A 13,042-nucleotide genomic window follows, 5' to 3' on the forward strand; every position below is an offset into this window, starting at 1 on the left:
CAGGTGAGCCGGGCACGTGTTTCAACCGGCACCCCGCTGCCGGCGCAGTTCAGCTTCGACCCACAGAGAGAGGCAGGATTGGCAGACGCGATGAGCACGGATTACATCCTTCAAACCACCGACCTCACGAAGGAGTTCAAGGGGTTCGTCGCGGTCGACAAGGTCAAGCTGCAGGTGCAGCGGGGCACCATCCATGCCCTGATCGGCCCCAACGGGGCGGGCAAGACGACGGTCTTCAACCTGCTGACGAAGTTCCTCACGCCCACGCGCGGCACGATTCACTTCAACGGCATCGACATCACGCCCGAGAAGTCCGCGCAGATCGCGCGTCGCGGCATCGTGCGCTCGTTCCAGATCTCGGCGGTGTTTCCGCATCTGTCGGTGCTCGAAAACGTGCGCGTCGCGCTGCAGCGCAAGCTCGGCACGAGCTTCCACTTCTGGCGCTCCGCAAGGAGCCTCGACGTGCTCAACGGACGGGCGATGGAGTTGCTGGAAGCCGTCGACCTGCAATCCTTCGCCGACACGTTGACGGTGGAACTGCCCTACGGGCGCAAGCGCGCGCTGGAGATCGCGACGACGCTCGCACTGGAGCCCGAGTTGATGCTGCTCGACGAACCGACGCAGGGCATGGGCCACGAGGACGTAGGACGCGTGGCCGACCTGATCAAGCGCGTCGCGGCCAACCGGACCGTGCTGATGGTCGAGCACAACCTCGGAGTGGTCTCGCATATCTGCGACACGATCACCGTCCTGCAGCGCGGCGCCGTGCTCGCCGAAGGGCCTTACGAGGTCGTCTCGGCCGATCCGCGCGTACTGGAGGCCTACATGGGTACCGCACATGGCTAAGGCGAGCGCATTCACGCCCGACTCCGAGATGCTGCGGGTGCACGACCTGCACGCGTTCTACGGCGAATCGCACATCCTGCACGGCATCGACTTCCAGGTGAACCGCGGCGAGCTGGTGACGCTGCTGGGGCGCAACGGTGCAGGCCGCACGACCACGCTGAAGGCCATCCTGGGGCTGGTCGGCAGGCGCAGCGGCTCGATCATGATCAACGGCCACCAGGTCATCGACCTGCCGACGCATCGCATCGCGCACCTGGGCATCGGCTACTGTCCCGAGGAGCGCGGCATCTACGCGAGCCTGACCACCGAGGAGAACCTGCTGCTGCCTCCCGCGGTGAACAGCTCCGGGATGTCGCTCGACGAGATCTACGAGATGTTCCCCAACCTCAAGGAGCGGCGCAACAGCCCGGGCAGCCGCCTGTCGGGCGGCGAGCAGCAGATGCTCGCGATGGCGCGCATCCTGCGCACGGGCGCACGGCTGCTGCTGCTCGACGAGATCACCGAGGGTCTCGCGCCCGTGATCGTCCAGACCCTGGGCCGCGTCATCGCACAGCTCAAGGAGAAGGGCCTGACCATCATCCTGGTCGAACAGAATTTCCGCTTCGCGGCGCCGCTCGCGGACCGCCACTACGTCATCGAACACGGACGCATCGTCGAGATGGTGAGCAAGGATGAGCTCGATTCGAAGATGCCCGTGCTGCAAAAACTGCTGGGCGTTTGAGCCCCGGCACACGAGGAGGAGAGAGAGGATGAAGCGCAAGATTCTGGGTTCGGCGATCGCGGCAGCAGTCGCGATGGCACCGGCGCTGTCGCCCGCGGCGACGACGGTCAGTGACGGCATCGTGAAGCTGGGCGTGCTCACCGACATGTCGGGCACCTATTCCGACCTCGCCGGCCCCGGCACGGTTGAAGCCACGAAAATGGCGGTCGAGGATTTCATCGCGAAGGAGAAACCCGACTTCAAGATCGAGGTCATCTCCGCCGACCACCAGAACAAGGCCGACATCTCCGCCAACAAGGCGCGCGAGTGGTTCGACACGCAGAAGGTCGACACGATCGTCGACCTCGTGACGACGTCGACGGCGCTCGCGGTAATGAAGGTCGCCAACGAGAAGAATCGCATCTCGCTCGTGTCGGGCGCCGGTTCGACGCCGATCACCAACGAGCAGTGCAACGACACCACCGTGCACTGGACCTACGACACCTACTCGCTGCCGGTCGGCACCGCGAAGGCCGTGGTCAAGCAGGGCGGCAAGAACTGGTATTTCATCACCGCCGACTACGCCTTCGGCCACTCGCTCGAGAAGAACACCTCGGACGTCGTCACGAAGAGCGGCGGCAAGGTGCTCGGCAGCGTGCGCCACCCCTTCCCGGGCAGCGACTTCTCGTCCTTCCTGCTCAGCGCGCAGGCCTCGGGCGCGCAGGTGATCGGCCTCGCCAATGCGGGCGCGGACACGATCAACTCGATCAAGCAGGCCAAGGAGTTCGGCATCACGCCCAAGCAGTCGCTCGCCGGGCTGCTGATGTTCATTTCCGACGTGCATAGCCTCGGCCTCGAAGCGACGGCAGGAATGTACCTGACGACGGGCTTCTACTGGGACTACAACGACGAGACGCGCGCGTGGTCGAAGCGCTTCTTCGAGAAGATGAAGCGCATGCCGACGATGGTGCAGGCCGGCAACTACTCGTCCGTCTATCACTATCTGAAGGCCGTGAAGGCGGCAGGTACCGACGAGGCGAAGGCCGTGATGGCGAAGATGCGCGAGATGCCGGTGAACGATTTCTTCGCGAAGAACGGCAAGGTGCGCGCCGACGGCCGCATGGTGCATGACATGTACCTCGCGCAGGTGAAGAAGCCGTCCGAGTCGAAGTACCCGTGGGACTACTACCACATCCGCGAAGTCATCAAGGGCGACGAGGCCTTCATCCCGCTGGCCGAGAGCAAGTGCCCGCTGGTCAAGAAGTAGGCTCGCCAGCCCGGCCATGAGCAGGGATCGTGAGCGCCGCAGGCGCACACGATCCTGCGGCCCGCACCGACACCCGAGCGTGAGACCATGGACATCTTCGGCATTCCGATCCAGGCCCTGATGGGACAGCTGCTGATCGGGCTCATCAACGGCTCGTTCTACGCGATCCTCAGCTTGGGGCTGGCGATCATCTTCGGCCTGCTCAACATCATCAACTTCGCGCACGGCGCGCTGTACATGATGGGGGCCTTCGGCGCGTGGATCGGCCTGACCTGGCTAGGGCTCAATTACTGGATCGCGCTGGTCGCCGTCCCCGTCGTCGTCGGGGCGTTCGGGATGCTGATCGAGCGCACGATGCTCAAGCACCTGTACAAGCTGGACCACCTGTACGGCCTGCTGCTCACCTTCGGTCTCGCGCTGATCATCGAAGGGCTGTTCCGCTACCGCTTCGGCATCTCGGGCGAAAGCTACCCGGTCCCCGAGCTGCTGGCGGGCGGCCTCAACCTCGGCTTCATGTTCCTGCCGAAATACCGCGCCTGGGTCATCGCGGTGTCGCTGGTCGTGTGCTTCGGCAGCTGGTTCGTCATCGAGCGCACCAAGCTCGGCTCCTACCTGCGCGCAGGCACCGAGAACCCGCAGCTGCTGCAGGCCTTCGGCATCAACGTGCCGCTGATGATCACGCTCACCTACGGCTTCGGCGTCGCGCTCGCGGCCTTTGCCGGCGTGCTCGCGGCGCCGGTGCTCCAGGTGAACCCGGTCATGGGCTCCAACCTCATCATCGTCGTGTTCGCCGTCGTCGTCATCGGCGGCATGGGCTCGATCATGGGCTCCATCGTGACCGGCCTCGGCCTCGGCCTGGTCGAAGGCCTGACCAAGGTGTTCTATCCGGAAGCCTCCGCGGTCGTGATCTTCGTCATCATGGGCATCGTGCTGTTGTTGCGGCCGGCCGGACTTTTCGGGCGGGAGCGCTGAGCGCCATGCCACGTCACCCAGCCGCTCCGCCTCCGGCGCCACAAGGCGCCCCGACCATGCCGCCGAACGGCGCCTTCGCACCGGGAATCGCACCATGAATGGCAAACACATCGGCTGGATCGTCCTGCTCCTGCTCGGGCTGATCGCGCCCTTCGTCGTCTACCCCGTGCTGGTGATGAAGATCCTGTGTTTCGCGCTGTTCGCCTGCGCCTTCAACCTGCTGCTCGGCTACACGGGCCTGCTGTCCTTCGGGCACGCCGCCTTCCTCGGTTCGGCGGGCTACATTTGCGGCTACAGCATGCAGAGCCTCGGCCTGTCGCCGGAACTCGGCCTCCTCGCCGGCAGCGCCGGTGCCGCAGCGCTGGGCTTCATCTTCGGCAGCCTCGCGATCCGCCGTGCCGGCATTTACTTCGCGATGATCACGCTCGCGCTCGCGCAACTGGTGTTCTTCCTCGCGCTGCAGTTCCCCTTCACCGGCGGCGAGGACGGCATGCAGGGCATCCCGCGCGGCCGCCTGTTCGGCCTCATCGACCTCTCGGACACGATGAACATGTACTTCTTCGTGCTCGCGGTGTTCCTGTTCGGCTTCTGGGTCATCGAACGCGCTATCGACTCGCCCTTCGGCCAAGTGCTGAAGGCGATCCGCGAGAACGAGCCGCGGGCGATCTCGCTCGGCTACGACGTCGATCGCTACAAGCTGCTCGCCTTCGTCCTCTCGGCCGCGCTCGCCGGCCTCGCCGGGGCGACCAAGACCCTCGTGTTCCAGCTTGCCTCCCTCACCGACGTGCACTGGCACATGTCCGGCGAAGTCGTGCTGATGACGCTGCTGGGCGGTGTGGGCACGGTGTTCGGCCCCATCGTCGGCGCGAGCATCGTCGTGAGCCTGCAGAACTATGGTGCGGAACTGGGCCAGTGGGTCACCGTGCTGACTGGCGTGATCTTCGTCGTGTGCGTGCTCGCCTTCCGCCGCGGCGTCGTCGGCGAAGTCGCGCTGCTGATCAAGCGCTCGGGCATCCGGCCCTGACGCACGCGCCGGTGGCTCAGCCCGTCTCGCCTGCACTTCCGGCCGGACTCCACTCGAAGTTGCCGCTGCTGCCGGCGAACAGCGGACGACTCCCGCCCGGCGCAGCCCGCAGGAAGGCCCTCAGCTCGCCCTGGGCGAGGCCTTGCGGTGGCTTCGCATCGGCGTTCAGATACCGTGCACGCACGATCAGCTCGCCCGCGATATCGTCGATGCGGCAGTTGATCGATTCGGCCGCTGCCTGCCGTGCCGCTTCGACTCCGGCGATCGCCGCGAGCAGTTTCTCGCGATGCGCCGCGCGCGCCTTCCCCTGCTCCGACAGCTGGGCCATTGCCTTGAGCACTGGCGAGACATTGTCACGCAGCTTGTGAAAGGCGGCCTGCTGCTCGGCGTTCAACGCGATCTCCTGACGATGCACCCTGGCGGCAACGGTCAGGTAGTTGGCCACCCCGGGTCGCACGCGCAGGGTGTCCATGACCTGTCTGGCCTGCTCGTCGGCCGCCTGCAGCTCGTCGAGTTGCGCGCGCGCAGCCTTGATCAGCCCGCCCTGCGCGTCTTCGGGCGGCAGCAGGACGGACACGACGGTCTCGGCCGGTCCGTGCGGACGCACCTGCGCGACGGCGATCCTGCGCCCGGCCAACACCGACGCTTCGGCGAGCGCGATGTCCAGTTCGTCGGCAAGGATGTCGCAACCGACGGCCCGTTCGCGCACAACGACTCGGCGACCGACGATCAGGCTGTTCTCGGCGTGCTGCAACGTCACTTCCCCGTCCGGCGCAAGGATCGTCGCCCCGCTGACGCGCCCCTCCACCGCGACCTGGCCGCCCGGATTCACGATCGAACCGCCGCTCAGATTCTTCTTCAGCACGACCGCGCCGCCACGCGACACAATCTTGCCGAACACGTCCGCGAAGGTCGTCACGTTGAGCCCTTCGACCACGCGGCCTTCCTGGATCTCGCCGTGCTCCTCGTAATCGTCGCCCATCAGCACGAGATCGCCCGTCGTCCGCAAGCTCACGCCGGCACGATTGACGATCTTGTCCGTGACCGAGACCTTGCTCGACGCCTCGTCGATGTCGAGGAAACCGTCGCTCGTCGCGACCAGGAACTCGCCTTCCGGCGTACTCTCGACACGGGTACCCGCACCGGCGAGCGCGGCAAAGTCGATATCCTTCGGCAGCGCGGGCGCCACCGCCCGCCCGTCGAGTTCGCGGCCCGGATCGCCGAGCACCAGCGGCAGTTTGCGCAACAGCTTCTCGCCCGCGCGGATCTGCGGAAAGCGGTTGCGGAAGCGGGCGAGATCGACGCGCCCATCCGGCAGCAGGCCGGGCGCGTCGTCGCGGTGCATGCCCGCCGAGAGCTCCTCGACGCCCGCATCGCGGCCGGCACCAGGCGGAACGGCGTGGGCGATCACGACCCTGCCCGTGCGTTCGCTGTCGATGGCCTCACGCACGGCTGATTCGTCGATGCCGCAGCGCAGGCCCTTCAGCCACGCCTGGGCGATGAACTCGTCGAAGTCGAGGCGGGTCTTCAGCGTGACCGTCTCGAACTCGGGACCATCGGCCGAACCGCCCGCGGCCGTGCGCGGCACCGTGCAATCGATGCTCACCGGCTCGAACAGGTACTCGGCGCGGGCGCCCGAGATCTTGAGTCCACGATAAAGCGGGATGCGCACCGGCAGGATGTGGGTCATGCCCGCGGCGAAGCGCACGCGCGGCGGCCGCCCGGCGGCGGCACATGCCTGGATGGCGTCGTCGACGCGCCCCGCCTCGCAATCGAAGGCCATGCGCACGAAGGCGGGGTAATCGAGCTCCCGGAAACAGATGCCGCGAATGAACGCCTGATCCACCCACGCGCGGAATTCCGCCGACCCGTCCAGCAGCGACAGTTCGACCGACAGCCCGCCGTCGTCGCGGACGATGAAGCCCGGCAACGGTTCGCCTCCTTCCCGCCGAGATTCGTCCACATCGGCGACCATCCCGCCTCCCTGCCTGCAATATTTGTTTTCATCTTACCTGTCCGCGCGCGGCGTGGGCGTTCCGCGTTCCGGCGCCGTTGGTCGCAGCCGCCGCGACTGCGGTAAGCTTGCGCGCGATCAACCGCGCCACGCCGCCCATGTCCTCCGAGTTCGACCTCATCCGCCGCCATTTCACCCGCCCCGCGCATCACACGACGCTGTCGGTCGGCGACGACGCGGCATTGCTCGCGCCGCGAGCGGGCATGCAACTCGCCGTATCCACCGACATGCTGGTCGCCGGCACCCACTTCTTCCCCGATGCCGACCCTGAGGCACTCGGCTGGAAGACCCTCGCGGTGAACGTCTCCGATCTCGCCGCGATGGGCGCCGAACCGCGCTGGGCCGTGCTCGCGCTGTCGCTACCCAAAGCCGACGACGCGTGGATCGAGGCCTTCGCCCGCGGTTTCTTCGCCTGCGCCGACGCGTTCGGCGTCGATCTTGCGGGTGGGGACACCACACGTGGCCCCTTGAACCTGTGCGTGACCATCTTCGGCGAAGTCCCTGCCGGGGCCGCCATCACGCGCAGCGGCGCGCGCACCGGCGACGACCTGTGGATCACCGGCGCGCCCGGCCACGCGGCGCTCGGTCTCGCGCACCTGCGCGGCGAAGTCGCGCTCGGCGCGGAGGCTGCGCGCACTTGCCTCGCCGCCCTGCACCGCCCACAGCCGCGCGTCGCGTTCGGGCAGGCCCTGCGCGGCATCGCCAGCGCGATGCTCGACGTCTCCGACGGGCTGCTCGGCGACCTCGGCCACATCCTCGAATGTTCCGGCCGCGGTGCACGCGTCGACGTCGCCGCACTGCCCCTTGCCGCCCTGCGCGCCTGCGGGGCCGACGCGGCCCTCGCCCGACGCTGCCTGCTGTCGGGCGGCGACGACTACGAACTCCTGTTCACGGCAGCACCGTCGCAACGCGAGCGCCTCGCCGCACTCTCGCACGGGCACGGGCTGGCGCTGTCGCGCATCGGCACGATCACCGCGACCGCCGGCGAACTCGTACTGCGCGAGACCGACGGCCGCGAGCACGCGACCGCTCATGCCGGCTACGACCATTTCGCCTGACCCACGCACCGAAGCCCACCCATGCGCCCCACCGTCCGCCTGCTCCTGAGCCACCCCGCGCACTTCATCTCGCTCGGCTTCGGCTCCGGCCTGTCCCCGCGCGCGCCGGGCACCGCCGGCACCCTCGCCGCGTGGCTGCTCTACCCGCTACTGCGTGCGCCGATCTCCGAATTCGTGTTCCTCGCCCTGCTCGCGAGCTTCTTCGTCGCCGGCATCATCGCGGCCGACCGCACCGGCCGCGCCCTCGGCGCATCCGACCACGGCGCGATCGTGTGGGACGAGATCGTCGCGTTCTGGCTCGTGCTGTTCTTCGCCCCGCCCGGACTGGCGTGGCAGGCGGCCGCCTTCGTGCTTTTCCGCTTCTTCGACATCGTCAAGCCGCAGCCCATCCGCTGGGCCGACAGCCACGTCGGCGGCGGCTTCGGCGTGATGCTCGACGACCTGATCGCCGCCGGCTACGCGATCCTGGCGCTCGCGGTGCTGAAACACTTCCTGGGGTGAGCCGATGATCGACGAAGAACTGCACGCCCTGTCGCGCCGGGTCGGCGACTGGCTCGCCGCGCGCGGCGCGACCCTTGCCTGCGCGGAATCCTGCACCGGCGGCTGGGTCGCGCAGACCGTGACCGCCACCGCCGGCAGCTCCCGCTGGTTCGACCGCGGCTTCGTGACCTATTCCAACGAGGCCAAACAGGAACTCCTCGGCGTCGCCGCCGCAACACTCGCCGGCCACGGCGCCGTCAGCGAGGAAACGGTGCGCGAACTGGTCGCCGGCACCCTCGCGCACAGCCGCGCACGCTTTGCCCTCGCGGTTTCCGGCGTCGCCGGCCCGGGCGGAGGCACCGCCGCCAAGCCGGTCGGGATGGTGTGCTTCGCATGGGGCGAGCGCGACGGCGAGGTCCACAGCGAGACCGTCCGCTTCGCCGGCGACCGCACCGAAATCCGGCGCCAGGCGGTCATCCGCGCGCTCGCCGGACTGATGACATAATCATTTTTGGATCACCGCACAGGCGACCTGCAACACGCCAGCAATCTCTGTGCCATAATTCCCCAACGTTTTGAAAGGACAGGACATGGACGACAACAAGGCCAAGGCCCTCGCCGCCGCGCTCTCGCAGATCGAGAAGCAGTTCGGCAAGGGTTCGATCATGCGGATGGGCGACGGCAACGTCGAGAAGGACATCCAGACGGTCTCGACCGGCTCGCTCGGGCTCGACATCGCGCTCGGCCTCGGCGGCCTGCCGCGCGGCCGCGTCGTCGAAATCTACGGACCGGAATCGTCCGGCAAGACCACGCTGACCCTGCAGGTCATCGCCGAGATGCAGAAGCTCGGCGGCACCGCAGCCTTCATCGACGCCGAGCACGCACTCGACGTCGGCTACGCCGAGAAGCTCGGCGTGAACATCACCGACCTGCTGATCTCGCAGCCCGACACCGGCGAGCAGGCGCTCGAGATCTCCGACATGCTGGTGCGCTCGGGCGGCGTCGACATTGTCGTCATCGACTCGGTCGCGGCCCTGACGCCGAAGGCCGAAATCGAAGGTGAGATGGGCGACCAGCTGCCCGGCCTGCAGGCCCGCCTGATGAGCCAGGCGCTGCGCAAGCTCACCGCCAACATCAAGCGCACCAACACGCTGGTGATCTTCATCAACCAGATCCGCATGAAGATTGGCGTGATGTTCGGCAACCCCGAAACCACCACCGGCGGCAACGCGCTGAAGTTCTACGCCTCCGTGCGCCTCGACATCCGCCGCACCGGCGCGATCAAGAAGGGCGACGAGGTCGTCGGCTCCGAAACCCGCTGCAAGGTCGTCAAGAACAAGGTCGCGCCCCCGTTCAAGGAAGCGCACTTCGACATCCTGTACGGAGAGGGCATCTCGCGCGAAGGCGAGATCATCGACCTCGGCGTGGACAAGAAGATCGTCGACAAGTCGGGCGCCTGGTACTCGTACCAGGGCGACAAGATCGGCCAGGGCAAGGACAACACGCGCGAGTTCCTGCGCGGCAATCCGGCCCTCGCACGCGAGATCGAGAACAAGGTGCGGGTCGCGGTCGGCCTCAAGGAACTGCCGGCCGAACCCGCGCAGCCGGCAGCCGAGGCGGCCTGACGCCCCTTCCCGCGATCATGCCGGTGACGAGCCTGCGGGAACGCGCATTGCGGCACCTCGCGCGTCGCGAGCACTCGCGCGCCGAGTTGGCCCGCAAGCTCGGCCCGCACGGCTCCGCCGAGGAGATCGACGACGTGCTCGACCGCATCACCGAACTCGGCCTGCTCAGCGACCACCGCTTTGCCGAAGCCTGGGTGCGCAGCAAGGCCGCCCGCTTCGGCACCGCGCGCCTGCGGCGTGAGCTCGCCCAGCGCGGCGTCGGGCGCGACACGATAGACGCGGCGCTCGATGCCGAGACGGTCGAGGACGACGTCGACCGCGCACGCGCCGTGTGGCGCGGCAAGTTCGACGCCGCGCCGGCCGACGTGCGCGAGTGGGCGCGTCAGGCGAGATTCCTGCAAGGCCGCGGCTTTGGCACCGACGTGATCCGCAAGATATTGAAAGAGAACCCCGATGAGTCTGCTTAAGGTCGCCGGACTGCAGAAGCGCTACAAGGCCCGCACCGTCGTCCACGATGTCGGCTTCGAAGTCGGCAGCGGCGAGGTGGTCGGTCTGCTGGGCCCCAACGGCGCCGGCAAGACCACCTGTTTCTACATGATCGTGGGCCTCGTGCGCGCCGACGGCGGCGACATCCGCCTCGACGACGCCGAGCTCACGCACCTACCGGTGCACGCGCGCGCGCGCCTCGGCCTGTCCTACCTGCCGCAGGAAATGAGCGTGTTCCGCAAGCTCACCGTCGCCGAGAACATCCGCGCGGTGCTGGAGCTGCAGGGCCTGAACAGCGAACGCGTCGACGCGCGCCTCGAGGAACTGCTCGAGGAGCTGGGCATCGCCCACCTGCGCGACAACACCGCCGTGTCGCTGTCGGGCGGCGAGCGGCGCCGCTGCGAGATCGCCCGCGCGCTGGCGACCGACCCGCGCCTGATCCTGCTCGACGAGCCCTTCGCCGGCGTCGACCCGATCGCGGTGCTCGACATCCAGAAGATCATCCGCTTCCTGCGCGACCGCGGCATCGGCGTACTGATCACCGACCACAACGTGCGCGAGACGCTCGGCATCTGCAACCGCGCCTACATCATCAGCGAAGGCCGCGTGCTCGCGAGTGGACGGCCCGACGAGATCGTCGCCAACGAACAGGTTCGCCGCGTCTATCTCGGCGAGCATTTCCGCCTCTGATCCAGCCAGCGTAGTCCCATGAAACCGTCACTCCAGCTCAAGATCTCGCAGCACCTCACGCTGACGCCGCAGCTGCAGCAATCGATCAAACTGCTGCAGCTGTCGACGCTGGAGCTGAACCAGGAGCTGGAACGCTTCCTCCTCGAGAACCCCATGCTCGAGCGCGAGGACGGCGACGGCAGCGACTTTTCTCCGAGCGTCGCACAGGTTTCGCCGGGCACGACCGAGTCCGGCAGCCAGTCCGACACCCCCGCACCGAGCGAGGAGACGCGTAACGAGGCCGAGCCGGCAAACTTCGACGAGGCCGGCGAGTGGTCGAACGCGGGCAGCGGCTCGTCGAACCGCAACGATGACGACGACACCGACTTCCAGGAACTGCAGGCCGCCGGCACCAGCCTGCGCGACCACCTCGACCAGCAGGTGAGCCTGTCGCCGCTCTCCGATCGCGACCGCGCGCTGGTGCGCTTCATCATGGAGGCGCTCGACGAGGACGGCTACCTCAACCAGTCGCTCGATGAACTGCTGCCGCTGCTGCCGCCGGAACTCGAATACGACCTCGACGACCTCACGATCGCGCTGCACCACGTGCAGAACCTCGACCCGGCCGGCATCGGCGCGCGCACGCCGCAGGAATGCCTGAGCCTGCAGCTCAGGGCGATGCCGTCCTGCCCGACGCGCGACCTCGCACTGAAGATCGTCGACGAACACCTCGACCTGCTCGCCGAGCGCAACTTCCTGCGCATCAAGCGCGCCACCGGCTGCGACGACGACGCGCTGCGCGCCGCGCACGCGCTGATCTGCCGCCTCGACCCGCATCCGGGCTCACAGCACTCGGTGCAGGAGACGCGCTACATCCTGCCCGACGTCGTCGTGCGCAAAGTGCGCAACCGCTGGACGGTCACGCTCAACCCCGAGGCGATGCCCAAGCTGCGCATCAATTCCCTGTACGCCAGCATCCTGCAGCAGAACCGGGGATCGGGCGGCGCGCTCACCAGCCAGCTACAGGAAGCGCGCTGGCTGATCAAGAATGTGCAACAACGTTTCGACACTATCCTGCGGGTTTCCCAGGCGATCGTTGACCAGCAGCGGCAGTTCTTCGATTATGGCGATGTGGCGATGCGACCTCTGACGTTGAGGGAAATCGCGGACCAGCTTGAGCTGCACGAGTCGACGGTCTCGCGAGTCACGACGCAGAAATTCATGGCCACACCGCGCGGCGTGTTTGAGCTGAAGTACTTTTTCGGCAGCCACGTTGCCACCGACACCGGTGGGGCGGCATCTTCCACGGCGATTCGAGCGCTGATTCGCCAGCTGGTGGAGGCCGAAGACAGGAAGAAGCCCCTGTCCGACGCGAAAATTGCCGAATTGTTGGGCCAGCAGGGTATCGTGGTGGCACGCAGGACGATCGCGAAGTACCGCGAGTCACTCAATATCCCGCCGGTCAGCCTGCGCAAAGCGATCTGAAAGACGATCTGACAATACGAGGAAACATCATGAATCTCACCATCACCGGACATCACGTCGAAGTCACCCCCGCGATCCGCGAGTACGTCAACACCAAGCTTGATCGCGTCATCCGCCACTTCGACAACGTGACCAGCGTCAGCGTGATTCTGTCGGTGGAGAAGCTGCGGCAGAAGGCGGAAGTCACGCTGCACGTGCGCGGCAAGGACATCTTCGTCGAGAGCGAGGACGGCGACATGTACGCCGCGATCGACAGCATGACGGACAAGCTCGACCGCCAGGTCCTCAAGTACAAGGACAAGAACTACGACCACGGCCACGACACGCTGAAGCACCAGCAGCCGACCGAGCTGTGATTCTTTAATTCGCGCCGGGGGTCCGGGGTGTGTTTATAATTCGCGCGTTTTCAACCCGCG

14 protein-coding genes are annotated in these 13,042 nt (G+C 67.0%); 13 read left to right on the forward strand and 1 reads right to left on the reverse strand.

Features of this window, described 5'->3' with window-relative positions:
- Positions 1 to 90 precede the first annotated feature (90 nt).
- From AzCIB_RS21240 to AzCIB_RS21260, 5 genes are all read left to right on the forward strand, one after another.
- Positions 91 to 846 carry an ABC transporter ATP-binding protein gene (locus AzCIB_RS21240; protein ID WP_050417725.1) on the forward strand — a complete coding sequence of 252 codons (756 nt, stop codon included), beginning with the start codon at positions 91 to 93 and terminating at the stop codon, positions 844 to 846.
- A complete protein-coding gene (locus AzCIB_RS21245) occupies positions 839 to 1,567 on the forward strand; it encodes an ABC transporter ATP-binding protein (protein ID WP_050417726.1) in 729 nt (242 codons plus the stop codon). Before AzCIB_RS21240 ends, AzCIB_RS21245 begins: the two co-directional genes overlap by 8 nt.
- Before the next feature lie 28 nt (positions 1,568 to 1,595).
- Positions 1,596 to 2,813 carry an ABC transporter substrate-binding protein gene (locus AzCIB_RS21250; RefSeq protein ID WP_050417727.1) on the forward strand — a complete coding sequence of 406 codons (1,218 nt, stop codon included), beginning with the start codon at positions 1,596 to 1,598 and terminating at the stop codon, positions 2,811 to 2,813.
- A gap of 87 nt (positions 2,814 to 2,900) precedes the next feature.
- Positions 2,901 to 3,785 carry a branched-chain amino acid ABC transporter permease gene (locus AzCIB_RS21255; protein ID WP_050417728.1) on the forward strand — a complete coding sequence of 295 codons (885 nt, stop codon included), beginning with the start codon at positions 2,901 to 2,903 and terminating at the stop codon, positions 3,783 to 3,785.
- A gap of 94 nt (positions 3,786 to 3,879) precedes the next feature.
- Positions 3,880 to 4,809 (forward strand): branched-chain amino acid ABC transporter permease, encoded by a 930-nt coding sequence (locus tag AzCIB_RS21260; RefSeq protein ID WP_050417729.1) that lies wholly within the window; start codon positions 3,880 to 3,882, stop codon positions 4,807 to 4,809.
- 16 nt (positions 4,810 to 4,825) lie between these two features.
- On the opposite strand, the gene AzCIB_RS21265 is transcribed toward AzCIB_RS21260, so the two are convergent.
- Positions 4,826 to 6,739, reverse strand: a complete 1,914-nt coding sequence (locus tag AzCIB_RS21265; RefSeq protein ID WP_232299284.1) for a flagellar assembly protein A — start codon at positions 6,737 to 6,739, stop codon at positions 4,826 to 4,828.
- A gap of 182 nt (positions 6,740 to 6,921) precedes the next feature.
- On the opposite strand from AzCIB_RS21265, the gene thiL reads away from it, so the two are divergent.
- The 8 genes from thiL (at position 6,922) to hpf (ending at position 12,982) form a co-directional block, all read left to right on the forward strand.
- Positions 6,922 to 7,881, forward strand: coding sequence for a thiamine-phosphate kinase (thiL, locus tag AzCIB_RS21270; protein ID WP_050418496.1), 960 nt, complete (start codon positions 6,922 to 6,924; stop codon positions 7,879 to 7,881).
- 21 nt (positions 7,882 to 7,902) lie between these two features.
- Entirely contained in the window at positions 7,903 to 8,382 is a 480-nt protein-coding gene (locus AzCIB_RS21275; RefSeq protein WP_050417731.1) for a phosphatidylglycerophosphatase A family protein, read from the forward strand.
- A 4-nt stretch (positions 8,383 to 8,386) separates the two neighbouring features.
- A complete protein-coding gene (locus AzCIB_RS21280; protein ID WP_050417732.1) occupies positions 8,387 to 8,866 on the forward strand; it encodes a nicotinamide-nucleotide amidohydrolase family protein in 480 nt (159 codons plus the stop codon).
- An 85-nt stretch (positions 8,867 to 8,951) separates the two neighbouring features.
- A complete protein-coding gene (recA, locus tag AzCIB_RS21285) occupies positions 8,952 to 9,986 on the forward strand; it encodes a recombinase RecA (protein WP_050417733.1) in 1,035 nt (344 codons plus the stop codon).
- A gap of 17 nt (positions 9,987 to 10,003) precedes the next feature.
- Positions 10,004 to 10,453 carry a recombination regulator RecX gene (gene recX / locus AzCIB_RS21290; protein ID WP_050417734.1) on the forward strand — a complete coding sequence of 150 codons (450 nt, stop codon included), beginning with the start codon at positions 10,004 to 10,006 and terminating at the stop codon, positions 10,451 to 10,453.
- Complete coding sequence (lptB, locus tag AzCIB_RS21295; RefSeq protein ID WP_050417735.1) at positions 10,440 to 11,162, forward strand: LPS export ABC transporter ATP-binding protein; 723 nt, start codon at positions 10,440 to 10,442, stop codon at positions 11,160 to 11,162. Before recX ends, lptB begins: the two co-directional genes overlap by 14 nt.
- A gap of 18 nt (positions 11,163 to 11,180) precedes the next feature.
- On the forward strand, positions 11,181 to 12,626 hold the full coding sequence (locus tag AzCIB_RS21300; protein WP_050417736.1) for an RNA polymerase factor sigma-54: 1,446 nt from the start codon (positions 11,181 to 11,183) through the stop codon (positions 12,624 to 12,626).
- A gap of 29 nt (positions 12,627 to 12,655) precedes the next feature.
- Positions 12,656 to 12,982 (forward strand): ribosome hibernation-promoting factor, HPF/YfiA family, encoded by a 327-nt coding sequence (gene hpf, locus AzCIB_RS21305; protein WP_050417737.1) that lies wholly within the window; start codon positions 12,656 to 12,658, stop codon positions 12,980 to 12,982.
- Positions 12,983 to 13,042: the final 60 nt, after the last annotated feature.

Source organism: Azoarcus sp. CIB, assembly GCF_001190925.1.
Classification (GTDB): domain Bacteria; phylum Pseudomonadota; class Gammaproteobacteria; order Burkholderiales; family Rhodocyclaceae; genus Aromatoleum.